We start from the raw sequence: 23620 nt of genomic DNA on the forward strand, positions 1-23620 counted from the left end.
GAGAACGCGTGAACCAGCAGAAGTCCGCCGTCGTCGAGAACTCGCCTCAGCAACCATCGCCGCCGGGCTCGCCCGGAGTGCTATATCGGTGGGGCGTTCTGATGGCCCGGCGCAGACGTGCGGTCCTGGCGGTCTGGGGACTGCTGCTGGTGGTGTGCGCGGTGGCCTACCCGCTGCTCGAGAACCGGCTCGGTGCGATGGATTTCGGTGTCGAGGGCTCGGAGTCCACCGAGGTGGATCGCCTGGTTGCCCGGCACTTCCCGCAGTTCGGTACGGAACAGGCGGTCATCGTGCTGCAGTCTGGCGCGGTCACCGCCACCGACGCCGAGTTCCGTGCAGCGGTGGCTCGCACGATCACCGCCGCCACCGCGGTCGAGGGCGTGGTCGACGTCGTCGGCCCCTACGACGGGCTGCCCGGATCTGATCCCAGATCTCGGCCGACGGTCACGTCGCGATCGCGCTCGCCGGCATGGACGGCGACATGGCCGAACGCGCGAAAGTCGCGCGCGACCTGCAAGACGCCATCGCCACCACCGGCGACGATTCCATCGACGTAGGGGTCACCGGGTACTCGGCGGTACAGAACGCGGCCACCGAACTGCAGAACGCCGACCTGGCCCGCGCCGAGGCAATCGGCATCCCGGTCGCGCTGGTCCTGCTCGTCCTCGCCCTCGGCGCCCTGGCCGCAGCGGCGGTCCCGATCGCAGTGGCCATCGCCGGGATGCTGACCGCGGTCGGAGTGTTGTTCACCCTCACTGCTGTGACCGCGTTCGATTCGCTGACCGTGGCCATGGCCACCATGGTGGGCCTCGGCGTCGGTATCGACTACGCGATGTTCATCGTCAGCCGCTTCCGCGAAGAACTCACCCACCACACCGGGCCAGACCATGCCGCGATCAGCGGCGCCGTCGGTCGCTCCCTCGCCACAGCAGGCAAAACGATTCTGGTCTCGGGCTTGGTGGTGATGATCTCGCTGTGCGCGTTGATCATCATCCAGGCACCGATCTTCCGTGGCATCGCCATCGGCGTCGCCACCGCCGTCACCAGTATGCTCACCGTCGCCGTCACCCTGCTACCCGCCCTGCTCGCCGCCTTGGGCCCGGCTGTCAACCGCGGTAGTCTCCCGGCCCGCTGGCGCCCTGCCGACAGCGCCACCGACGCTCCCGGCGTTCTCGGTGGCCGCTGGGCGCGCTGGGCGTATCTCGTCATGCGCCGACCCGTCCTCTTCGGCACCGCGGCCGCAGCGGTGCTGGTCCTCGCCGCGCTGCCGGTATTCGGGATCCGCTACGGCCTCGACATGGGCACCACCGCCCTCGACGACACCCCGACCGGACGCGCCAGCACCGCATTGAACACCAACTTCCCGCCCGGAGCACTCTCCCCGGTCGAGATCATCGCCACCGGCCCCAGCGACACCCCACTCACCGCAGACGCCGAAGCACGGGTCAACCGATTCCTGACCGAGATCGACGGCGACGCCCGCATCGACACCGTCCTGCCCGCCCAGCTCAATGACGGTCGAATGCTCGCGATGGCGATCCCCTCGGTCACCTTCGACTCGATGGCCGCCACCGACCTCGTCCGCGACCTGCGCAACACAGCCGCCGGCGCAGCCGGAGCCGAGATCCGCATCGGCGGCAGCACCGCCGAATTCGTCGATCTCTCCGACGAAATGACCACCAAACTTCCGCTGGTCGTAGCCCTGGTGCTGACCGCCTCGCTGGTCTTCCTCATCGCCGCTTTCCGCAGTATCGCCTTACCCCTCAAGGCCATCGCGATGAACCTGCTCGCCACCGGCGCCGCCCTCGGTATCACCGTCGCGGTGTTCCAGTGGGGTCTGGGCGAGAACGTCCTCGACTTCACCAGCCCCGGATTCGTGCAGGTCTACCTACCCACCGTGGTGTTCGCGCTACTGTTCGGGCTCTCGATGGACTACGAGGTGTTCCTGATTCGTCGCATCCGCGAATACTGGGACGCCAGCGGCGACAACCAGCGCGCCGTCGCGGCCGGGCTCACCCACACCGCACGCCCCATCACCGCGGCCGCCGCGATCATGATCGCCATCTTCGCAAGCTTCCTCACCGCCGACATCCTCGAACTCAAACAACTCGGACTCGCCCTTGCCGTCGCCGTCGCCATCGACGCCGTCCTCATCCGCCTCGTCCTCGTCCCCGCCCTCATGCGCCTGCTCGGCGGCTGGAACTGGTGGCTGCCCGCCCTCAGGTTTCGCCCACCCAACACTCGCGCACCACGGGCCGCCGCTGAGTAGCGCGGCGATCAGACCAGGTTGATTCGTCGCGGACACGGGACCGGCCGCCGGGGCCACACCGCCCTCGGGGGCAACCGTCACGGCCGGTCTGACCTTCGAGTCGAGTCGAAGGTTCAGGGTCGCGGGGTGGTGATGATGCGTATTACCCAGCTGGCGCGGCGGAGCGGTGTCCCTGCCACCAGCTGCGGCTCTACGTCGGATCTGGCCGAGTTCGTGGAGGCCGGACCGTTCCTGGAAGCGTTCCTCGTGTTGATCGTCATCCCACTGACGCTGGCGTGGCTCACCCCAGGTGTACCGCGCGCCGGGACCGGGCAGCGGGTCTCGGCGCGCGGTGAGCACCGGCGATGGCGCCGTTGATGGCTACGGTGCTGATCACCGTGGTGGCCTCGCAGGCGCCAAACTCGGTGACGGCCTGAGCCAGGTCGCGGCGGTGGTGCGGGCCGGAGTGCCCGCGTCGCCGGAAGGTGTGGCTGCGCAGCCCTCATCGCAGCCGCGGGCGCGAGTCATTGGCGGGACCAGATCAGTCCGAGGAGCCCGAGTCCGATGGGCGAATCCGAGCGGTTGGAGCCATGACAGGCTCACCAGCAGCGTGCCGCTGCTCAGTGCTACGGCCGCGATCAGCAGCGGGGCACCACCGCGCAACAGCCCAGGCAGCAGTGCCGCGGTCCCGATGCAAGCCCGCCAGCGGCGTGTCTAGGTCGCAGCAGCCACAACGGCCTCCCCCGCAGCTCGCCGAGCCACCGCTGCCTGGCGCTGGGTTCGGTGTCGATGGGACAGGGCAGCAGGGGGATTCGCTGCGCTCGAGCAGGTCTTCGCGTCCGGCCGCCAGCGCGGCGGCCAGGGTGTCGCCGGACCGCGGTGAGTTCGGCGAGCTCGGCATCGACCTCGGCGAGCTTGACACCCAGTCCCAGCCGCGGTGAACCCGCCGACGGTGAGCGGCTGCCGAGACGTGAGGGCTGTCGAGGGCGTTCATGTCCGGTCACCGTCCGGTACCTGGTCGATGCGGGTGCAGCACGTCAGGGCGGCGGCGTTGTCGGCCGCGAGCAACCGGGCGAGCAGCACCAGTTCGGCCACGCGCGGGTCTCCGACCGTGTACCGCAGCTTCTTGCCGTCGCGGCGCGCGACGATGTATCCGCAATCGGCCAGACACGACAGGTGCACCGACACCCGCGGCTGGGAGATGCCGGCGTGGGCGACGCAGTCGGCCGAGGTGCGTTCGCCGGCGAGGATGTATTCCAGCAGCTTCAACCGGGTCGGATCCGACAGGGCGCGAAAGAACTTCGCCGTCGTATCCAGATGTGTGCACGCCAGCTCGTCGCCGGGCACGGCGGTCGTGGACCGGGACATGGGGCACCTCCACACCACTTGAACTATTCGCTTAAGCGCATAGTATGAGCCCTGTAGGTATTCGTCAATGCGAATAGCAGCCGTTGGCTGGCGACGCGGTTGCTCAACCCCTCAGGAGGCAGGCGTGGCCACGACACAATCCCGTCCGGATCTGGCGATCGTCGGGTCCGGTTCGGCGGCGTTCGCCGCCGCTATCGCCGCGGTCGGCCACGGCAGGTCCGTGGTGATGATCGAGCGCGACACCGTCGGTGGCACCTGCGTGAACGTCGGGTGTGTGCCGTCGAAGACGTTGCTGGCCGCCGCGGAGGCCCGCCACGCCGCAGCCGCCGCCGACCGGTTTCCCGGCCTGGGTGCCGCTGCGGTGCCGCTGGATTTTCCGGGCCTGATCGCCGGTAAGGACGCGCTGGTCGCGCAGCTGCGGGCAAACAAGTACATCGAGCTGGCGGGCGAGTACGGGTGGGAGATCGTCTCCGGCACGGCAGTGTTCGACGGCACGAGTGCGGCGCCGGGGTTGCGGGTCGGAGCGAACGACGGCGGGACCCGGGTGATCGAGGCTGGCCATTACCTGATCGCGACCGGTGCGACGCCGTGGATCCCGCCGATCGACGGTCTGGTCGAGGCCGGGTATCTGACCTCGACCACCGCCATGGACCTGAAGCGGCTCCCGGAGTCGCTGATCGTGATCGGCGGCAACACTGTCGGGCTCGAACAAGCCCAGTTGTTCGCCCGCCTCGGCACCCGGGTGACGGTGATCGAGGCCCTGGGGCGGCTGGCGCCGGGCGAGGAACCGGAAATCTCGGCCGCGATCGAGGCTGTCTTCGCCGATGAGCATATCGCCGTGTTGACCGCGGCCACCGTCGAGAAGGTCCTGGCCGGTGGCGGCCACAAGCTGGTGAGCGTGCGCACTCGGGCCAGGGTCAGCGAGCTGCGGGCCGAACACGTGTTGGTCGCGACCGGTCGCCGCCCGAACACCGCGGGGCTGGGCCTGGAGGCGGTCGGGGTCGGTGTCGACGGGCGCGGCGCGGTGATCGTCGATGACCGTCAGCGCACCGACAATGCCCGGATCTGGGCGGCCGGGGACGTGGCCGGGGGCCCGCAGTTCGTGTATGTGGCCGCCGCGCAGGGAACGCTGGTGGCCGACAACGCGTTCGCCGACGCGGATCGGGTCCTGGACTACGCCACAGTGCCGCGGCTGACGTTCACCAGCCCCGCCATCGCCGCCGTGGGGCTCACCGAGGCCGAGGCGGTGACGGCCGGATACCGGTGCCGGTGCCGGACGCTGGCGTTGTCGAGTGTGGCGCGGGCGCTGGTCAATCGCGATACCCGTGGCCTGGCCAAGATCGTCGCCGACGCCGATACCGGCCGGATCTTGGGCGTGCACGCGCTGGCCGAGGGTGCCGGAGACCTGATCACCGCCGCCGGATACGCGATGACCGCGGGTATGACCGTCGACCGGCTCGCCCACAGCTGGGCGCCGTATCTGACCATGGCCGAAGCGTTGAAACTGACCGCCCAGACCTTCACCACCGACGTGACGAAACTGTCCTGCTGCGCAGGCTGACGATCTCCTCCAGGAAAGGCCGAGATGAACGGGCACATGACGATCGGCGTGTTGTCGGCGCGGACCGGGGTGAGGGTGAAGGCGTTGCGTGAATACACCGACCTCGGGCTCATCCACACCCTGGGGCGCAGCGCGGCCGGCTACCGCCTGTACACCGATGACGCACTGTGGTGTGTGCGGTTCATCGGCGAGCTGCGCGGGCTTGGGCTCACCATCGCCGAGATCTGCCAGCTCACCGATGACGCCGTCGATAGTGGAGACGGAGCGGTCGGCGCGCGTCTGGCCGAGCTACTGGAGCGGTCGCGACAGCGGCTGCACCGCCGGATCAGCGACGCCCAGCAGATCCTCGACCGCATCGACGACTTCACCAGCATCCACCGTGCGCGGTGGGCCGCCGACGATGTGTGCTGGACCGAGGTCCGTGCCGATGCCCGACGCGGGCTTGACTCTGCCCCCGGGGGCAGACCCTACCGTCATCGACATCGCACCCGACGCATTCTCGGAAAGGCTGACTCTCATGAGCACCGACTCCATTCCCGCCGACGTTTTCGCCACGATCGCACCAGCCGACCGTGACCGGGCGCTGCTGCGGGCCGCGCTGCGGCTGCTGGCCCACGGAGCGCCGGTCACCGTCACGGAGTTGGCGGCCGCAGCCGGTGTCGACGCCGGAGATCTCGAAGAGACACCGATCGGCGCCGACATCGAATACGACGAGCAGGGCCGGGTCCTCGGGTGGGGATTGACCCTGAATCCGACCCCGCACCGATTCACCGTCGCAGGCCATCAGCTCTACACCTGGTGTGCGCCCGACACGCTCGTCTTCCCCGCCGTGATCGGGGCGAGCGCACACGTCGAATCCGAGTGCCCGGTTACCGTCAGCGCCGTGCGATTGACCGTCGATCCAGTCACGGGAGTCACCGACCTGCAACCGGCCGCCGCGATGGTGGCCTTCGTCGACCCCGCCGGGATCCGGGGCGGGCAGGTCCGCGCCACCTGCTGCAATCCGCAGATGTTCCTGGCCACTCCCGACGCCGCCGAGCAGTGGCGATCCGAGCATCCTGGGATGACCGTGCTACCGGTCGCCGACGCCTACACCCAGCTCGCACGCCCACTGGCCGAGGCGCTCATCGACCCGGCCGGCGAGGCGCCGTGCTGCTGACTCAGAACAGGGTGTCGCGCACCCACAAGGGCCGGTACCCGGTCGGGCCGAGCTGGGCGAGTTCGGCGTCGATATCGGTCTTGAACGCGCCGAAGAAGACCTCCGATCACACCAAGAGGTCAAGCCGCGATCTCGAAGGACGCGTCCTGAGCGGGCCCGAACGCCTTGATCGGGTCGTAGTGCTGACCGGTTTGCAAGCAGTAGTGGAGCTGCCCGAGCAAGCGGTCGAAGAGGTGCCGAAGCGCAGCGGCGTGCCGATCGCCGCGGTCGCGTCCTCGGCGTTAATGGTCTTGGGGTGCGCCGGCTTTCGCCATCGCGGCGAACGCCCAAAGGAATCCTGCAGCGTTGAGTCGGTTGTTCTTCACCACGCGGCGGGTAATCGAGATGCTGCGCCCGGAGGCCCGCGTGATCAGCACAGAACCGGCGTAGGTCCTTCAGCGAACGGGCGTCGGTGAACCGCTCGCGGTCGTCGCCGATCTCGCCGAGCACCCGAGCGCCGGAGAGGTCAGCCAGGCCAGGAAAACTGGTGATCACCGCGTAGTCGGGGTACTGCTGGAATGCCTCGGTAGTGGCCTCGGTGAGCTGATCCACGGCGGCGCATTCAGCATCGACGCCACCCAGCAGCGCGAGGGCCTGGCGGCCGAAGGCATCCGCTGATCTACAGATCGAGAGTCAGGGTGGCGGTGCGCGCTCGAGATACGCACGGGTAGATGACTCCGGTGACGAGCGCTACTGACACGAGTGACGAATCCCCAGGTCGCCAACTGACATCCAAATGACGGATCTCAGGCCACGTGTTGCATCTGATGCAATATGCAGGGGCTTACTTGACATAAGATACGTTATCGGCGAATTGCTTTGCACTGCAATATGTTTCGTCACCAGTGACGAAAGTGTGCCGGAATCACGGGATCGAACGCATCGACGTGGTGCAACCGGTCGAGTTCGACGGGGCACGGTCGCTTTAGGGCGTTGGTGGGTCGACGGACACTTTCAACTTCAACGTACGTCTACTGAATGGGACCCGGCCTCCCTCAAGGTGTTCCAACGCCAAGGCGTTAAGTTCGTACCGCTCGAGTGAACCCACCGCTTCGATCTGGCCATGTCCGGCGGTTGCTTTCATCGTCACGATCTGCTCCGCATCGCCGCTCACGACTATGCCCGGACTGCGGGTGGCAAACAGATATTGGCGGCTGCTGCGCAGCGAACGTAGACGATCGACGAGGTACTCCTCGATCCACGGGGCGTGCAGCGCATCCTCTGGTTGATCGACGAGCACCGGTGTGTCACCGTCGGCGAGCAAAATGACCAGGATGGCCGTGCATCGCTGGCCATGAGCGAGTTGTTCGATCGCCGTGTAGGTTTGGTCGCCGGGCTTCTTGAACTTGATGGTGAGGACATCGGGACGGTCGATGGCCTGCAGATTCAGTAGGTCCTCCCACAAATTGCGTTCGTCGATGTTCGTGAGCAGCTTGGCGAGACTCGCCATGTCGATTCCATGATCGATATCTACGAGTTCGGCGAGGTTATGCGACCACATTGAGCGGACGAACCTCAGCGGATGCGTCCGAAGCGCGAGTTCATTCAGGAAGTCCTCCCTGACCCGTGAGCCCACCTTGATCAGGTCGAGCGCACGGCGAAACTCAGACTGGTCCCCTTGGTTGGGAACGTCGAGCTTGACGAAGCCAGCCGCCTTCGCGTTGAGGTCTATGACCCGCGCCCGGCGCATGTCCCGCCGTGTGCGTCGCGCAGCGTGAAGGGCGTCGGTGAGGTCATGTCTTTCCTGCTCCAGTCGAGCCAGATCGGGCCGAGCGCGATGTTCAAGCGCGGCCCTGGCAGCCTGGAGTTGAGTGAGTTTGGACTGCAACTGTTCGAGGCTCGCGCGCAAAGCCGTAAGAGATGCTTCCGGATCAATCTTGTCGAGTTCTTCATCGAGGCGGATCTTGAACTCGTCGAACCGCGTTCTCCACTGACCCTCAATGCGCGCCATGGCCTTCGCAGCCTCGGCGATCGCTTCGAGAATCTGCGTGCGTCCCGTGTCGAGGCGTTCGCGTAGAAGTGCCAGCACGGCATTGGCTTCGAGGAACAAGCCAGCGTTCTCGCCCACTGACTCGTGCAATTCGGCTTCGGGCAGATTGAACGCGGGCGCGTCGAGGTCGGCGAGGTCGTTCCGTGTGCCGTGCAAGCTGGTCTGCTCTGCGGTCCACCCCGACTGCTCCTTCACCGTCTCGGTTTTGAACAGTTCCTCGAGTTGGCGAACTTGTTCGCCAAGTTCCGCCCCGCCAGCGGTCTCGGATTCTAATCGCTGGACGCGTTGCCGAGCCGCGATCAGTTTTCCGGCGTTGACCCGCAGGCCCCCGATCGCGGCTTCGATGGAGGCGTTGACCGCCTCCAGGTCGATCGACGCGTCAACCAGGGCCATGCGACCAACCGGCTCTCGGGAGTACTCGAGGATCTCTCCTTGCGAGAACGCCGCGATCGGGCAGATGAGGGCGGGGTCGTCGTTGATTTCAGCCCAGTCGCTTCCGGTCTGTTGCAGGACGCGGGCAGCTGGCGATCCGCCGGCGTTGTACGTCCGCTCCATCCGGTATCGCACGCCGTCGCCGGCGACATGCACGACGACCGTGCTGTTGTTCATCAGCGCCTTGTCCATCCGCGAGTCGATCTCGGTTCGAATGTGAGGAAAAGCGATGGCGTCGACCTGCTGGCTCAGAACGAATCGAATCGCCTCCAGTACCAAAGACTTGCCCGCCCCCGTGCCGCCAAGAAGGCAATTTAAGTCTGGCGAGAAGCGGATGCGTTCGCCGCCGAGGAATCCACCCAGGAACTCAATGTCTTCGATGCGGGTGTAGGTGGTCGGAGCTGGCTGCTGCAGCAAGACGCGCAACTGCGGGTCGGCGAGCGCGTGGCGGAGTCCAATCAGATCCGGGCGGCTGGCCTTTATCCAGGTGCGGCGCGCACCGATTCCGGACAGCGCATGATGGCTTTCGTCCTTGTCCCAGGTGTCCGATCCGCGGACGAAGGCCATGTTTCGTTGCTCGCCGAGTTTGTTACGGACGTCGTCTGCGGTGTCGAGGTGAACGATCTCAACGGCGCAGACGTCGTCGTGCAGCAAGATCTCCCTGACGTGAGCCGGAACCGTCAACCGCATCAGCCCTTTGTCCTTCTCGATGTGGGCAGGTATGGCCAACCCACCGGAGGCTGCGATCTTCGTCGCGGCGTCGGCGAAGCCAGCGTTGGCGCTGATGTCCAATTTGCCGCGGTCTGCTTGGCCGATGTTGAGCTTCACCAGGACCTCTTCGATCAGCGCCGGGTCAGTTCCTTGCTCCCAGATGGCGAGCAGATGGCCCTCGTTGGTGCTGATCTCGACCCCGGGCAGGACGACGAGTGGAGTGCCGACCGCTGCGTCGGCGATGTGACTACACCAGGAGACCGTGTTGTGGTCTGTGATGGCGATAGCGTCAAGGCCGGCGGCAAGCGCGGCCTCGACAATGTCTCCGGGCGTGCCGTAATGCTCGTCCTTGGCGTCGCTAGAACCGGGCGTGTGAACGTGCAGATCAACTGCCCAGAAGCGCGCTGCAGCAGTCATTGATCGACAACCCTCCGATCGCCTGAGAAAACATGGGGCAGGCTGACACGCAGTCGGCTAACGCTGCGAAACCTCGATCGACGATACAGAGACTGCCAGTCCGCATCGAGCCGTTTGCGTTCTGTCGGCCCCGGTCATAGGTCAGAAGGAAAGTGAGGCGCACATCCCTGACTTCGGCGAGCCCGGCCCCTCAGAGATCTGGCAGATCGGTGTCGCGATGACACATCTGACCCGTCACACCACCACCCCTGACGAGTGCTACTACCTGATCTGGGACGGCTGTCCCGATGTCGAGACTCTCTGCGAGCGGATCGGTGCCACCAGAATCGACCTCACCGACGAGGCAGGCGTGGCAAGCATCGCCAGCGGCGCACATAATCTCCGGGTGTGGCGGAACTGCCCAGTAGGCTAGTCAGGAGGGCTACTGAAGGGGGCGACATGAGTCCGTCGGAGAGCGATAGTACCGACTCCTCGAAGAAAGTTCAGGCGGCTACCGCGCGGATCGCCGCCCAGGCTGTTCCGAGAATCGATTTGACCCCCTCCACGATCAGCGCGATCAACAAGGCTGCAGCTCTATCACCCGTCTACTACCGTGCCCGGCCAGAGTCGTTGGAAGCGCTGCGCAGCGTTCTCAGCGCCATCACGGGGTGCTGCTGAACCGTCGCAGGCGCGGTCAGTTGAGCACCTGCGTCAGGCCCCCCTCATAGGCAACCGCGCCACGCAACGCAAGGCACATAGCGGTGCGTGGCGGAAACCAAATGAAGAAGTGTCACCACCAAGACCCCTCACTCTGTCACCTATGGCCTGATGCAGAACTGTCACCGATGTCTTGCGAGATGACACTCTGTGCATGTTCGACCACTGGCCCCGACACCCGAACACTGCGCGTGTTCGACCCGCCGAAGCCCGTTGTTGTCGACATCGCGATCGCGGCCCCCTCGTGCGGCCGCTCCTATGCGGCCGGCGGGGGAGTGTCACTGCGAGTCCGCGCATTCGGAGCCCGGATCGAGCCGACCATGCCCGCACTGCTATTAGCGTGGCTCCAAACCTCAAACGGCCTCTGGCGCGGGATATGTCAGATGCCAGTCGAGAGCGCCAACCGCGTCTCCTCGGCCACCATCACCATGTGGGTGCCGCCCGAAGCACTGCAACCGCGAGAGGGCCCAGCACCGCAATGACTGACAACAATGACACGGGGGCAGGCCCCACCAACCGCGTCGCACCCAAACGCGGCCGCGTCGAGTTGCCTGACCTGACGCTCATCGTGCGTCCGGCCGGCCAACCCGCCGGCATCCGCACCTACACCGCCAACGAGCTCGACGAAGCCCAGGCGTACGCCGATCAGACCGGGGGACAGGCCGACCGGCTCCAATAGTCACAAACAGCTTCTCCGCTGCGCTGCGCTGCCGCCCTCCCCGCGGTCGGTTGCCACATGAGCGGAGTGGTGACGTTTGAGCGAGAGGAGGGGCTCAGAAAGCCGTCCATGTGTGTCCCCTGAGCCCTGTCGAGTCGTACCAGACCAATAGGGTGTTCCATCATGTTGACGGCGTGGGCAGACGAGAGCGGGTCGCGCCCGGACATGGACCCCGGCGCGTACCTGATGTCCGCAGCCCTCTGCGACGAAGACGACGTCGACACCCTCCGCGCAGCTATGGAAGCGCTGCGCTTGGCCGAGCCGAAGGTGCACTGGCACGGCAGCAGCGAGCAACGACGAACCGAACTCGTCACCGCGATCGCCGAACTACCCCTGACAGGGTTCGTCGTCGTGCACGTCGACAAGGAATCCTCGGATCGCTGGCACCGATGCAAATGCATGGAGTTCCTACTGCCGCACCTGGCCGACATGCCTTGCGCCACGATCACGCTGGAATCCCGAGGCCAACAGGACGCAAGCGACATGGACATGCTGCAAAAGCTCCGCGCCCGACAAGCCGTCGCCCCGACTCTGCGAATTGACCACGCTATCGGCCGTCACGAACCGGCGCTGTGGGTTGCCGACATCGTGTGCGGTGCCGTGGTGCAACAGCGGTGCGGCCGCGGGGACTATCTCGACATACTCGGCGCCGGTGTCGAAATACACACCATCGGCCCCTAAAAGACCGCGAGCCACAGGCCTCGTCGTCCGGCGAGTAATCCTGTGGCTCACTTCCAAACCCACCGCAATGGGCTGGCTGCGGCTCCGATTGTAGCCTCACTACGCGGCTACACGCCACCCACTAGCCCGAGGCGCGCATGACATCGCGGCGCAGCGTTGCGGCCAGGTCGGTGTTGCTTGTGTGCTCGGCTGCGGTGGTGAGGATGCGCGCGATCCGGGTCAACAGTGCCGGTGGGGCCGGCACTGGTCCGCTACCTGAGGTGTCGGTCCGGATGAGTCCGGCGACGTGAGTGCCATTCCTATTGGGGCGGTTACATCCCGGATGCTTCGCCGCCGCAGCCCGCGCGCCACGGTGCCGAAACTGTCGACGCGAGCGATGCAGCATCATCGTGCAAAACAAGACTATCCGGATCGCTGGTCACGGATAACCCAGCCGCCTCATGGCTTCCGGATGGGGACCTACTGGCCTTCCCGCAAGCCAGTAGGTCGCCTTATCTGTTGTCGACAACCGATGAGGTAACGCCTGACGGTATGTGCCGGTGCTACCAGGCCCTGTAGCGGTTGGAGCCGAGAGGACGGCACGGTGGTTAACGGCGGCGCCAGGCACGGGTCCGGTTGACAAACGTGCCGGTTGCAACTACTGCAGCAATGCTTGCGCCCACTTGCGTACAACAGGGACAAGGGGGGTCAGGCCGCGGCTGCGGGAAACGTGTCCTTGGGTGTCTGTGTTCGTCGGTCGCTAGCGGACTCAGGTTCGCCCGGCCCTAGACTAGGCGTGGTCCGTACCGACGGGCAGGGTGACCAGACCCCGCAAAGGTCGGACGCGCCGACCACGACGACACGCACGGCTCGAATGTCAGTCGACGGTGTACTGGACCAGAAGAACCAGGCGTCGCGGCCATCCATCGAGAACCGGGTGTCCATACTTGTCCAGCTTCTTGGAGGGACGCGTCTTGGACGATGTGACCGAGCTCGAGTTGGCAGGTCCCCGATAACCGGTCCAGTCAGTTCTAGAGCCAGTTCCTAACTTGCAGTTGATCAGTCGATCTCGCAGCCCACGGGGTGATGCCGGTGGGTGCATCCGGCACTGTACTCGGCCGGGGTCTGGTAGCCCAGTGCCGAGTGGCGGTGCCGATGGTTGTGGTCGTCTTTGAAGTCGGCGATGACTACACGGGCCTCGAGCAACGTCGGCCAGCAGTTGCGGTTGAGGCATGATGCGCCCTGGGTTTCCCGGAGGCTCGGGTTATGGGATTCCGACCCGGTGTTGGTCGGCCCGTGACTGATCGTAGATGATGGTTTCGAACTCGACGGGTGGGATGTTGCCGAGATAGCCGTGGAGGCGTTCGGTGTTGTGCCAGTGCACCCAGCCCAGGGTCGCCAGTTCGACGTCGTCGACCGTTTTCCATGGACCGGTGCGGGCGGGTCCGTAAATTAATTCCGCTTTGTAGTAGCCGTTCACCGTCTCGGCCAGAGCGTTATCGTAACTGTCTCCCACGGTCCCGATCGAGGGTGTCGCCCCGATCTCGGCGAGACGTTCCCCGTAACGCACGGAGGTGAATTGCGCGCCCGCATCAGAGTGACACCGTAAGCCCGGCAACATGTTTCCCCGATTCCATCGGGCCATCCCGATCGCATCGAGGACCATCGCAGTCCTCATATGCGAGGCCACTCGCCACCCCACGATCATCCGCGAGTAGGCGTCGATGATAAAACACACGTACGCCACGCCCGACCACGTCGGGACATAGGTCAGATCGGTGACCCACAGTTGATTCGGTGTAGTCGCGGTGAACTCCCGTTTGACCAGATCCGGGTGGCGCGGCATCGAGGAATCGGGGCGGGTCGTGCGGACCCGCCGGCCGCGCCGCGCGCCTTCGATTCCGAGTGCGTGCATCAGTCGAACAACCTGGTCACGACCGATATCGTGTCCAGCGCGACGCGCAGCTTTCCATAGCTTGCGAGCACCGTAGACCCGGTAGTTGTCTTCCCACAGCTGTCGTAGCGCAGGGGCGAGGACAGCGTCACGTTGCGACCGCGCCGAGGGGCGGCGGCTCTTGATGTCGTAGTAGGTACTCGGGGCCATCCGCACACCTGCGCTGCGCAGGACGGCGAGGATGGGCTCAACCCCGAATTCTGCCCGCTGATCATCGATGAACGTGACTACTTCTTGTGTTGGCGGTCGAGCTCCGCCCCGAAGAAAGACGCTGCTCGTTTCAGTATCTCGTTGGCTCGCTTGAGCTCTCGGACTTCTTGTTCGAGCTCTTTGACCCTGGTGGCCTCTGTGGTGGTGACACCGGGGGTGTGTCCGTCATCGATATCGGCCTGGCGCACCCAGGAGCGGACCGATTCCACTCCGTAGCCCAGTTGATGAGCTACCCGTGAGACGGTGCCCTGCTCGGTGCCCAGTTCGGCCCGCAAACTACGGACCATGCGGACCGCGGCAGCCTTCTCTTCTGAGCTGTACCGACGGCTGGTCGGCTTCTTCCCTGACGGCGATCCTGTGGCCATACCTGCATCCTCGTTTCCAAGGTCAGGAGTCTCCAAGATTCCCAGGCGTGTCAGCATTCGTCGCGCAGCCGGTTGTTGAACGACTCGATAAACCCGTTGTTCCACGGTGTGCCGGGCGGAATGTAGGAGATCCCCACCGACCCTGCACAGAACGCTCGGAGGGCCTCTGAAATGAACTCGGGGCCGTTGTCCATACGCAGCACCATCGGCGGGCCACCCCAGATCGCGAAAACCTTCTCAAGCTCCTCGATCAACCGCTCCGCGGTGATCGAGCGATCGACGATGTTCAGCAACGACATCCGGGTGTGTTCATCGACCATCGAGGCGATCTTGATCTTGTGTCCATCGACGGTGGAGTCGAACTGAAAGTCCAATGCCCACACCACTTTCGGCGCATCAGCGACCACGACCGGCACCGACGACTGGCCCGCCCGCTTGCGGCGAGGCGCCCGGCGTACCTGCAGCCCTTCCTCCTTCCACAACCGGTGCACCTTCTTCTTGTTGACGGTGTCGCCCTCGTCGAAACGCAACCACGCCCACGCCCGACGGAACCCATGACGAGGGTTCTTGCGGGCATAGGTCCGTAGCTGCTCACGCAGGCCAGCGTCGGAATCTGCAGGTGTCTGAGCTTGCGGCAGCTGCCGATAGGCGGAGCGGGCGAGCCCAACAACCCTGCACGCCTTACGTTCTGACATGTTCATGCGAGCTTTGAGCATGTCTATGGCGGCGCGTTTGGCAGTTGGGCTCAGAATTTTCCCCGCGCAATCTCCCGCAGCGCGTCCTTCTCCAACTCGGCGTCGGCGAGCAGTCGCTTGAGCCGACTGTTCTGATCGCGCAACTCTTTGAGTTCCTTGGCGGCGTCGCCGTCCATGCCGCCGTACTGGCGGCGCCAGTTGTACAACGTCGCGGCCGACACCTCGAGGTCGGCGGCGATCTCCTCACCGGTCTTACCTTCCGCGGCCAACTCATCAGCTCGGCGCAGCTTGCGCACGATGTCCTCGGCCGAGTGACGCTTACGTCCCGCCATGATTCCTATCGTCCCTTCGCGCCCTCATCAGGGCAATCAAGACTCTAGAACCAACCGGACCGGTTCACGGGGGACACGCCAAAAGGCGCAGCTGCGCAAAAGTATTCGTGGGGTATCGGATCGCGGGTGGTGCGTAATGGACCAGGAGTTCAATGACCGTCTCTGCGCTTATGCGGTGCCGGTCTATGACAGGTCGCCGCGACCGATAGCAGCTCTAAATCTATCGATCATGCACACATCGACACCCCACAACGACTCCGAAACAGAGCTGATCACAGCGATGACCAATACGGCTTCGCGAATCGAGGCCGACCTCCGACTGCGCCTGGGCGCAACCGATCGAGTCCAGACCCACTGAGAACAGAACCGTGACAGAAGGCCGGTGGTTGTATGTCTGTGCACTCGACGGGCGTTGCGCCGGGCGTCCCATTGAGCTGCGTTGAAGGGTGAGCCCGCCGATCATGCCGAATCCGAACAACCGAACCAGGCTGTCGTACGCCTTGATCGTCGAGGCGGCAATCGAGATTGCCGACGCCGGCGGACTGGACGCGTTGACGATGCGTTCGCTTGCCGACGAGTTAGGAGTTGGCGCCATGTCGCTCTACCGATACGTCGACGACAAGGGCATGCTCATCCAAGCAATGACGCTCGAGATCACGCGCAGACATCCCTATCCAAGAATTTCCGAAACGCCATGGTATCAACGAGTTCTGACGGCCGTGGAAATAGACTGGGCTCTCTACAACCGTCATCAGTGGCTCGTGCTGGCCCTAGCGTCGCCCCGCACCGCAGCATCTCCAGAGTCGGAGCAAAGCCTGGCTTGGTTAGCGAGTGCCTTCGTCGAAGCAGGGACTACACCGCCGGTAGCACGCGCGACATCGGCGACAGTGTGGAATCTGGTTGCCGGTACCGCACTCACAGTAGTGGCGGAGAATCTCGTCGAATCACCAGATTGCCGACACCGGATACGCCAGGAGCGCTGGGACTCGGCTCGCGAACTGCTCGATATAGGAATCGAAATCATCTGCGTGGGCGCCAAGGCGCCGCATCAATCAGGCGTGCGTCTGATTGATATAGGGCCTACCAATCCTCGCAGGGCCGGGTCCGAATTCCCCTTCAACACCCACGAACTGCTCAACCTGACATAATCGCTATTATCGGCTAAACATATGGCTAGTTTCTGGCCAGTCTAGCGGCTAGGCTGAATGCATGACGACAGTGCCTTTCGGCGAAGCCAAGGATGGCACGTTTGTCCGCCATCAGTGCCCGGTCGCTGGCTGGGTTCAGAGGAGTTGATGGAAGATGTCGAGGGCGACGCTCCATTCGGCGGTCCCGGGGTTCTTGCGGTCCGGCTCGACCGTGACGAAGGTATGCGCCAGCGCCACGCTCAGGCCTCCGGCGATCAGCGGCAGTCGTTGCTCGGTCTCCTCGGAGAGAGCCACGTCCAAGGATGGCCGGGCCGCCAGTTGGTCGAGCAGAGGTTGTAGTTCGATCTCCTCGTCCAGCTTCTCGAACCGGTGGATGCTCTCCTGCAGCCCCTTGGTGATCGGCAGGTCCCACGGTTCGATCACGTCCCGCAGGTTTGCCTTTGCCGAGGCCTTGCCGATCAGGATCAGGTCGTAGATCTTGTCGTCGATGAAATCCGTATAGCGCTTGAGGTCGTTCCGGTCGACCTGTAGTCCGGCCGCTGCCCGGAAGAACCGCTGGAATTTGACGGTGCCCATCACTGGCATGTCGTCAGCTCCTTTCGAAGTATTCATGGATTTGGCGTACCGCCATCGCTCCTTCACCGACTGCGGATGCGACCCGTTTCACCGAGCCGCTGCGGACGTCGCCCGCCGCGAACAGGCCGGACCGGCTGGTTTCGAGCGTCCTGGACAGCCCGGCGCTGATCGGCCGGTTGCCGTCTCCTCGGGCGTGGACCGCGTCCATGCCGGTGAGGACGAAGCCGTGGTCGTCGAGTGCGATCGTGTCGGCCAGCCACCCGGTGTGCGGCGTCGCCCCGATGAAGACGAACAGGGCGTGCACCCGGATCGTGTCCTGGTCGCCCGTGCGATTGTCCTCGACCACAATCTCTTCGAGGTGCTTGTCGCCGTGGACCTGACGAATCTCGGTGTTCCGGTGCACGGTCACCCGCGGATGCCGTTCGATCTGGTCGACCAGGTATCGGGACATGCTCTTTCCGAGGTCGTGGCCGCGGATGAGGAGGTGAACGTGGGAGACATGGTCTGCGAGGAAGACGGTGGCCTGGCCGGCGGAGTTTCCGCCGCCGACGATGGCTACAGGGTCGGTGCCGCACAGCCGCGCTTCCTGATGGGTTGCGGCGTAATACACGCTTCTCCCCTCCAGTGCCTCGATTCCCGGAACCTCCAACTTGCGATATCGCGCCCCGGTGGCGAGCACGACCGCCCGGGCGCGGATCTCGCCGCCGTCCGCCAGCCGGAGCACATGGTGCCCGCCCTCGGATCCCAAACCGGTCACCTCCGCCGACACGAGAAGGCGGGTACCGAATTTCCCGGCCTGGATTAGGGCGCGCTCGGCCAATTCGGCGCCGGAGATCCCCGCCGGGAAGCCCAGGTAGTTCTCGATCCGGGAGGAGGTGCTAGCCTGCCCACCTGCAGCGATCGACTCCAGTGTCACCGTGTTCAACCCGTCGGATGAGCCGTACACGGACGCGGCCAGACCCGCCGGTCCGGCACCTACGACGACGAGGTCGCACACGTCCTGGGCTGCGTCCGGGACCGAGTCTGGGACCGGGAGCCCGACGATGCGGGCGAGTTCGGCGTTCGTCGGATTGCGCAGCACTTTCTCGCCGTGCCAGATCACGACGGGAGTGTCCTCGGGGGCGACACCCAGGCTTTGCAGCAGCTGCTCCGCCCGTTCGTCTTGCTCCAGATCGATCCACCTGTGGGGCAGCCGGTTTCGTATGGCGAATTCGCGAAGCCGCAACGTGTCCGGGGAATAGCAGGAGCCGATGATCCGGAACCCCGCGCCGAGCCCGATCAGCAGGTGCCGGCGGATCAGGTAGGCGCGCAGGATCAGATCGCTGAGCACGAGGTCGTGGGCGACGAGCTCGCGCACCCGCTCGGCCGGGACGACGAGGACCTCGCCGTTCTCGATCGCTTCGGCGGTGAAGAACGCCACCTGGCCTTCCAGCAGTCCGAGCTCGCCCAGGAATCGGCCCGGACCGTGCACGCGCAGTATCCGGCGTTCGCCGTCCTCGGCGCCCTCGTCGATGACCGCGACCTTGCCGGTGAGGATGACGAAGAAGTCGTTGCTGGGCGCGCCCGCTCGGATCAGCACCTCGCCGGCGTGAACCGATCGACGCGTGCCACCGACCTCGAGCGTCGTGATCTGGTCGTCCGTCAGCCGCGGGAATGCTCCGACTGTATCCGGGGTCTCGTCGTCGACGAGCTGACCGTCGCCGAGGCGTGGGGCGTCCTCAGACGAAGTTCTGGTCGACATAACACCAGCGCCAATCTTCACCGGGTTCCATCGACTGGACGATCGGATGGCCGATGGTGTGAGCGTGTGCGCTCGCGTGCTTGCCCGGCGAGGAGTCGCAGCAACCGACGTGTCCGCACGTCAGGCACAGCCTCAGATGTACCCACGGGGTGCCGAGGCGAAGACATTCCTCGCAACCCTGTGGAGTGCGGGGCACCACGGCCCGGATCGCGGTCACGTGCGGGTCGGCATGGACCGAGGTCATGGCTTCGCCTTCTTGCCTGCATTTTCCGAGAGCGCCTGATCGAGCCACGTGCGCAGCTGGGGTACCGGAGCTGCGCCCGCCTGACGAGCGAGTACCTCACCTCGGTCCATCACCAGCAGAGTCGGTACGGCGCGGACGGTGAACCGTTCGGCCGTCTGGGGCGCAGCGTCCACGTCGACCTTGACCAGCTTGATCTGACCTGCGCGTTCTGTGGCGAGCTGCTCGAGCGCGGGGCTGACCATGCGGCACGGAGCGCACCACGTCGCCCAGAGGTCAACGAGTACAGGCACCGAGGATTTCTCGGCGACCTCCGCGAAGTCGCCGTCCCCTGCCGAGGCGATCCAGGGCAGCGGCTCGTGGCAGTTCCCGCAGCGGGGTCTCCCGTCCCCGGCCGCCGGCACCTTGTTGACCTTGCCGCAGTGTGGGCACTTCACCTTGTCGGATCCCATGACGACACCTCTTCTCAGGCCGCGATGGCGGGTTCCGTATATGCGACGGCGAGCTCGCCGCCGTCCACCGTGACACTGATGGTGCCGCCCGGTTCGATTTCGCCGCGCAACAGCGCACGACCTATCCTGGTTTCGACCTCATGGGCGATATACCGCCGCAGCGGCCGCGCACCGTAGACCGGGTCGAAACCGTGTTCGGCGATGAGCCGGCGTGCTTCCGGCGTGATATCCAGGTGTATCTGGCGCTCCGACAACCTGTTCCGAAGATCGGCGAGCTGCAGCTCGACGATGTGCTCGATCTGGGGCAGCGTGAGCGGGGTGAACAACACGATGTCGTCGACCCGGTTGAGGAACTCGGGACGGAAGTGCCCGCGCAGTTCCGCCAGCACCCGCTCCCGGGCGTCCGGCTTGATCTCGCCGTCGGCTGTGACTCCCTCGAGGAGATGCTGGGATCCGATGTTGGAGGTCATGATGATCACCGTGTTCCGGAAATCGACTTGCCTGCCTTGAGAATCGGTGATCCGGCCGTCATCGAGCACCTGCAGCAGGGTATTGAAGACGTCGGCGTGGGCCTTCTCGATCTCGTCGAAGAGCACCACGGAGTACGGCTTGCGGCGCACCGCCTCGGTGAGCTGGCCACCCTCGTCGTACCCGATGTACCCGGGGGGTGCACCGATGAGCCTACTCACCGTGTGCCGCTCCTGGTACTCGCTCATGTCCAGGCGCACCATGTTGTCTTCGCTGTCGAAGAGGGCACTGGCCAGCGTCTTTGCGAGCTCGGTCTTCCCCACACCTGTCGGGCCCAGGAAGATGAACGAACCGATCGGCCGGCGCGGATCACGGATACCGGACCTCGCCCGGATGACCGCGTCTGCGACCAGTTGCACAGCCTCGTCCTGACCGATGACTCTCTCGTGCAGGATTTCGTCGAGTTTCAACAGCTTTTCCCGCTCTCCTTCCTGTAGCCGGGCGACCGGGATGCCCGTCCATGCGGCCACGATTTCTGCGATCTCGTCTTCGGTGACCACCTCACGCAGCAACGGATTGCGGCCTTGCCTGGTGGCCAATTGCTCCTCCGCCGCCTCGAGCCTGCGTTCGAGTTCGGTGATCTCGCCGTAGCGCAGCTCGGCGGCCCGATTGAGGTCGTAATTGCGTTCGGCCTCCTCGGCCTCGTGGCGCAATCGTTCCAGCTCCCCCCGTAGCTCCTGCACCCGACGGATCGCTTGGCGCTCCGCCTCCCACTGCGCGTGCCGGGCGTCGGCCTCGGCCCGCAGATCGGCCAGCTCCTTACGCAACTCTTCGAGACGCGCCTTGCTGGCCGCGTCCGTTTCCTTGGACAGCGCGGCCTCCTCGATCTCCAGCCGGGTCACCTTCCGGGTGAGCTCGTCGAGTTCGGCGGGCATCGAATCGATTTCGGTGCGTAGCCGCGCACACGCCTCGTCTACCAGATCGATCGCCTTGTCCGGAAGGAAACGGTCGGTGATGTACCGGTGCGAGAGGGTCACGGCGGCCACCAGTGCGCCGTCCTGAATCTTCACGCCGTGAAACACCTCGAGGCGTTCTCGAAGTCCGCGCAGAATCGAGATCGCATCCTCGATGCCGGGCTCGTCGACGAGAACGGTCTGGAAGCGTCGCTCCAGTGCCGCATCGGATTCGATGTGCTTGCGATACTCGTCGAGGGTGGTGGCACCGATCATGTGCAGTTCGCCGCGGGCGAGCATCGGCTTGAGCATGTTGCCGGCGTCGAGAGACCCCTCGCCGCCGACCGATCCCGCGCCGACCACTGTGTGTAACTCGTCGACGAACAACAGGATGCGCCCCTCGGCCGCCTTCACCTCGGACAGCACCGCCTGCAGTCGCTCCTCGAACTCGCCGCGGTACTTCGCGCCGGCCACCAGGGAACCCATGTCGAGCGAGAAGATCGTCTTGTCGCGTAGGCCCTCGGGCACGTCGCCGCGGACGATCCGCTGGGCGAGGCCCTCGACGATCGCGGTCTTGCCGACGCCGGGGTCGCCGATCAGCACCGGATTGTTCTTCGTCTTCCGGCTCAGGATCTGCGTTACCCTGCGGATCTCGGCATCGCGGCCGATGACCGGATCGAGTTTGCCTGCCCGCCCCTCGGAGACGAGGTCGCGTCCGTACTTCTCGAGCGCCTCGTACGCACCCTCCGGGGTGGCCGAGGTGACGCGCTGATTGCCGCGCACTGTGGTCAAGGCGGTGAGGAAGGCCTCTCGTGTGACCCCATGACTGGTGAGAACCCGTCCGGCCGCACTGGTCGACCCCTCCTCGGAGAGAGCCATCACGAGATGCTCCACCGACACGTAGGAATCCTTGAGTCGCTTCGCCTCCCGTTCCGCGGCGTCGAGCAGCTTGGCCAGGCGTTGGGTGATCATCACCTGACCGGGCGTCGCGCCGGGGCCGCTGACCTTCGGCCTGCGCGAGAGTTCACGTTCCAGATCGGATCGCAGGGCGTCGACGTTCGCGCCGGCCTGCTCGAGCAGTCGGGGTACCAGCCCGTCCTGCTGATCGACCAACGCGAGCAGCAGGTGCTCTCCGTCGACCTCTGTGTGGCCCATTCTGGTCGCCAGGTTCTGGGCTTCCTGCAGGGCTTCTCGTGACTTTTCAGTCAGGCTGCCGGTGTCCATGGGGGTGTCTTCCTTCCGTGGGACGCTGCTTCGAGTTTCTCGATTCGATCCAGCAGATCGAGCACGAGCCCGATTGCCGAGTAGTTCAGGCCTAGACCCGTCCGTAACCGTTGGATGCGGGCAGCGTGGGCCACTGCTGACGGTTCGAACAATATTTCGCCGCCGGGGTCGCGGTGGGCGTCGAGCAGGCCGAGAGCCACAAGCTTTCGTGCCAGGTCGGGGTGCAGCCCGGTACGTTCGGCGAAGACATCCAGCGACATTCCGGTACGGCGAACCAATATGTACTGGGTGACCGGGGTCGGGGTGCTCATGGCTGTTTCCTCGGATCGAAGTTCGATTCGGTGGCCAACTGTTCGAACAGCTCGCGTTCGCGTGCTGTCGGTTTCGGCGGCACCATCACCTTGATTTCGGCGTAGAGGTTGCCGTTGGCGCCCCGCGGATTGGGCATTCCTTCTCCGCGCAGGCGCAGCTTCCTACCTGTCGACGAGCCCGGTACGACTTTGACTTTCGCCTCGCCACCCGGGGTGGGAACGGCGACCGTCGCGCCGAGGGCTGCTTCCCAGGGGGAGACGGGCAGGTCGACGTAGATGTCCCGGCCCTGGACGCGGAACCGGGGATGCGGTTTGATCCGGACCACGAGGTACAGATCCCCGGGCGGCGCGTCGCCGTTGCCCCGGCCTCCTTGCCCGGCCAGCCGGATTCGCTGGCCGTCCAGGACACCGGCCGGAATGTTGACGTCGTATCGCCGGCCGTCCAGTCTGAGAGTGCGTTTGCCGCCCCGGTACGCCTCTTCCAGGGGCAGTTCCAGTTCCGCTTCCTGATCGGCGCCGGGAATCGGCCCGTACCCGCCACCGCCGCCGAACATCTGTCCGAAGAGGTCCTCGAAGTCGACGCCGCCCTCGCCACCGACACCGTGACCGAAGTGCACCCTTCTGCCCCCGCCCCCACCGCCGTACCCCCCACCGCCGTACCCGCCGCCGCCGAACCCGCCGCCGTACCCACCGGCGCTTGCCCGGACCCGTTCGTCGTAGTCCTCGGGCACACGCCGGAAGTCGTCACCGAATCGGTCGTAGCGTTTCCGGGTGTCCGGGTCGGATAACACATGGTAGGCCTCATTGATCTCTTTGAACTTGTCTTCCGCAGTGGGGTCTTTGTTGATGTCGGGGTGATATTTGCGGGCAAGTCGGCGGTAGGCCTGCTGGATTTCGTCGGTGTCGGCGCTGCGCGGGACCCCGAGCGCTTCGTAGTAGTCACGCGCCATG

General features: G+C 65.2%; 25 protein-coding genes and 1 other annotated feature. Of the genes, 11 read left to right on the forward strand and 14 right to left on the reverse strand.

What is annotated here, in order from left to right; translation table 11 throughout:
- Positions 1 to 8 precede the first annotated feature (8 nt).
- From LK459_RS12250 to LK459_RS12260, 3 genes are all read left to right on the forward strand, one after another.
- Entirely contained in the window at positions 9 to 557 is a 549-nt protein-coding gene (locus LK459_RS12250; RefSeq protein ID WP_005179572.1) for a hypothetical protein, read from the forward strand.
- Complete coding sequence (locus LK459_RS12255; RefSeq protein WP_235434486.1) at positions 482 to 2269, forward strand: MMPL family transporter; 1788 nt, start codon at positions 482 to 484, stop codon at positions 2267 to 2269. Before LK459_RS12250 ends, LK459_RS12255 begins: the two co-directional genes overlap by 76 nt.
- Before the next feature lie 135 nt (positions 2270 to 2404).
- Positions 2405 to 2626: a hypothetical protein gene (locus tag LK459_RS12260; RefSeq protein WP_005179582.1), complete on the forward strand. Its 222-nt coding sequence runs from the start codon at positions 2405 to 2407 to the stop codon at positions 2624 to 2626.
- 612 nt (positions 2627 to 3238) lie between these two features.
- On the opposite strand, the gene LK459_RS12265 is transcribed toward LK459_RS12260, so the two are convergent.
- Positions 3239 to 3616, reverse strand: coding sequence for an ArsR/SmtB family transcription factor (locus LK459_RS12265; protein WP_005179587.1), 378 nt, complete (start codon positions 3614 to 3616; stop codon positions 3239 to 3241).
- 124 nt (positions 3617 to 3740) lie between these two features.
- On the opposite strand from LK459_RS12265, the gene merA reads away from it, so the two are divergent.
- Genes merA through merB form a run of 3 tightly spaced genes read left to right on the forward strand, consistent with a single transcriptional unit; the run spans position 3741 to position 6336 of the window.
- A complete protein-coding gene (gene merA, locus LK459_RS12270; RefSeq protein ID WP_005179588.1) occupies positions 3741 to 5177 on the forward strand; it encodes a mercury(II) reductase in 1437 nt (478 codons plus the stop codon).
- A gap of 24 nt (positions 5178 to 5201) precedes the next feature.
- Positions 5202 to 5753 carry a MerR family transcriptional regulator gene (locus LK459_RS12275; RefSeq protein WP_005179589.1) on the forward strand — a complete coding sequence of 184 codons (552 nt, stop codon included), beginning with the start codon at positions 5202 to 5204 and terminating at the stop codon, positions 5751 to 5753.
- Positions 5695 to 6336 (forward strand): organomercurial lyase MerB, encoded by a 642-nt coding sequence (gene merB / locus LK459_RS12280; RefSeq protein ID WP_005179592.1) that lies wholly within the window; start codon positions 5695 to 5697, stop codon positions 6334 to 6336. Before LK459_RS12275 ends, merB begins: the two co-directional genes overlap by 59 nt.
- 964 nt (positions 6337 to 7300) lie before the next feature.
- On the opposite strand, the gene LK459_RS12290 is transcribed toward merB, so the two are convergent.
- Positions 7301 to 9925 (reverse strand): AAA family ATPase, encoded by a 2625-nt coding sequence (locus LK459_RS12290; protein WP_005179594.1) that lies wholly within the window; start codon positions 9923 to 9925, stop codon positions 7301 to 7303.
- 217 nt (positions 9926 to 10142) lie between these two features.
- Here LK459_RS12290 and LK459_RS12295 point away from each other — a divergent pair, with 217 nt between their 5' ends.
- The 3 genes from LK459_RS12295 (at position 10143) to LK459_RS12305 (ending at position 12020) form a co-directional block, all read left to right on the forward strand.
- Complete coding sequence (locus LK459_RS12295) at positions 10143 to 10337, forward strand: hypothetical protein (protein ID WP_005179596.1); 195 nt, start codon at positions 10143 to 10145, stop codon at positions 10335 to 10337.
- Between the two features lie 762 nt (positions 10338 to 11099).
- A complete protein-coding gene (locus LK459_RS12300; protein WP_040519378.1) occupies positions 11100 to 11300 on the forward strand; it encodes a hypothetical protein in 201 nt (66 codons plus the stop codon).
- 162 nt (positions 11301 to 11462) lie between these two features.
- Positions 11463 to 12020 carry a hypothetical protein gene (locus LK459_RS12305; protein ID WP_005179606.1) on the forward strand — a complete coding sequence of 186 codons (558 nt, stop codon included), beginning with the start codon at positions 11463 to 11465 and terminating at the stop codon, positions 12018 to 12020.
- Between the two features lie 121 nt (positions 12021 to 12141).
- On the opposite strand, the gene LK459_RS23180 is transcribed toward LK459_RS12305, so the two are convergent.
- The 5 genes from LK459_RS23180 to LK459_RS12325 form a co-directional block, all read right to left on the reverse strand.
- The gene (locus tag LK459_RS23180; protein ID WP_265416843.1) at positions 12142 to 12264 is read right to left on the reverse strand and encodes a hypothetical protein; all 123 of its coding nucleotides are present in this window, start codon (positions 12262 to 12264) and stop codon (positions 12142 to 12144) included.
- A 794-nt stretch (positions 12265 to 13058) separates the two neighbouring features.
- Positions 13059 to 13349 (reverse strand): integrase core domain-containing protein, encoded by a 291-nt coding sequence (locus tag LK459_RS23300; protein ID WP_083444495.1) that lies wholly within the window; start codon positions 13347 to 13349, stop codon positions 13059 to 13061.
- A protein-coding gene (locus LK459_RS12315) for an IS3 family transposase (protein ID WP_227918568.1) occupies positions 13264 to 14528 on the reverse strand; the annotation gives its coding sequence in 2 pieces (ribosomal slippage) (positions 13264 to 14222 and positions 14222 to 14528; 1266 coding nt in all). The genes LK459_RS23300 and LK459_RS12315 overlap by 86 nt, the downstream gene beginning before the upstream one ends.
- Positions 14095 to 14226, reverse strand: a sequence feature (AL1L pseudoknot). It overlaps the preceding gene by 132 nt.
- Positions 14529 to 14578: 50 nt before the next feature.
- On the reverse strand, positions 14579 to 15280 hold the full coding sequence (locus tag LK459_RS12320; RefSeq protein ID WP_227923720.1) for an IS3 family transposase: 702 nt from the start codon (positions 15278 to 15280) through the stop codon (positions 14579 to 14581).
- Positions 15274 to 15555, reverse strand: coding sequence for a transposase (locus tag LK459_RS12325; RefSeq protein ID WP_005180712.1), 282 nt, complete (start codon positions 15553 to 15555; stop codon positions 15274 to 15276). Before LK459_RS12325 ends, LK459_RS12320 begins: the two co-directional genes overlap by 7 nt.
- Between LK459_RS12325 and LK459_RS23305 the strand changes: the two genes are divergently transcribed.
- Positions 15554 to 15913 carry an IclR family transcriptional regulator domain-containing protein gene (locus LK459_RS23305; protein ID WP_227918569.1) on the forward strand — a complete coding sequence of 120 codons (360 nt, stop codon included), beginning with the start codon at positions 15554 to 15556 and terminating at the stop codon, positions 15911 to 15913. The two genes, LK459_RS12325 and LK459_RS23305, sit on opposite strands and share 2 nt — an antisense overlap.
- A 103-nt stretch (positions 15914 to 16016) precedes the next feature.
- Complete coding sequence (locus LK459_RS12335) at positions 16017 to 16703, forward strand: TetR/AcrR family transcriptional regulator (protein ID WP_053117551.1); 687 nt, start codon at positions 16017 to 16019, stop codon at positions 16701 to 16703.
- A gap of 135 nt (positions 16704 to 16838) precedes the next feature.
- Here the strand turns inward: LK459_RS12335 and LK459_RS12340 are convergent, their stop codons facing one another.
- Genes LK459_RS12340 through LK459_RS12370 form a run of 7 tightly spaced genes read right to left on the reverse strand, consistent with a single transcriptional unit; the run spans position 16839 to position 23619 of the window.
- Positions 16839 to 17279, reverse strand: a complete 441-nt coding sequence (locus LK459_RS12340; RefSeq protein WP_174320862.1) for a DUF1931 family protein — start codon at positions 17277 to 17279, stop codon at positions 16839 to 16841.
- A gap of 13 nt (positions 17280 to 17292) precedes the next feature.
- On the reverse strand, positions 17293 to 19020 hold the full coding sequence (locus LK459_RS12345) for an FAD-dependent oxidoreductase (RefSeq protein WP_005180062.1): 1728 nt from the start codon (positions 19018 to 19020) through the stop codon (positions 17293 to 17295).
- On the reverse strand, positions 18998 to 19264 hold the full coding sequence (locus LK459_RS12350) for a UBP-type zinc finger domain-containing protein (protein ID WP_005180064.1): 267 nt from the start codon (positions 19262 to 19264) through the stop codon (positions 18998 to 19000). The genes LK459_RS12345 and LK459_RS12350 overlap by 23 nt, the downstream gene beginning before the upstream one ends.
- Positions 19261 to 19713, reverse strand: coding sequence for a thioredoxin (gene trxA / locus LK459_RS12355; protein WP_005180066.1), 453 nt, complete (start codon positions 19711 to 19713; stop codon positions 19261 to 19263). Before trxA ends, LK459_RS12350 begins: the two co-directional genes overlap by 4 nt.
- Positions 19714 to 19727: 14 nt before the next feature.
- Positions 19728 to 22358: an ATP-dependent chaperone ClpB gene (gene clpB, locus LK459_RS12360; RefSeq protein WP_005180068.1), complete on the reverse strand. Its 2631-nt coding sequence runs from the start codon at positions 22356 to 22358 to the stop codon at positions 19728 to 19730.
- Positions 22340 to 22669 carry a chaperone modulator CbpM gene (locus LK459_RS12365; RefSeq protein WP_005180070.1) on the reverse strand — a complete coding sequence of 110 codons (330 nt, stop codon included), beginning with the start codon at positions 22667 to 22669 and terminating at the stop codon, positions 22340 to 22342. Before LK459_RS12365 ends, clpB begins: the two co-directional genes overlap by 19 nt.
- The gene (locus LK459_RS12370) at positions 22666 to 23619 is read right to left on the reverse strand and encodes a DnaJ C-terminal domain-containing protein (RefSeq protein ID WP_005180074.1); all 954 of its coding nucleotides are present in this window, start codon (positions 23617 to 23619) and stop codon (positions 22666 to 22668) included. Before LK459_RS12370 ends, LK459_RS12365 begins: the two co-directional genes overlap by 4 nt.
- Position 23620 lies beyond the last annotated feature (1 nt).

This window comes from Gordonia otitidis (genome assembly GCF_020735545.1).
GTDB lineage: Bacteria > Actinomycetota > Actinomycetes > Mycobacteriales > Mycobacteriaceae > Gordonia > Gordonia otitidis.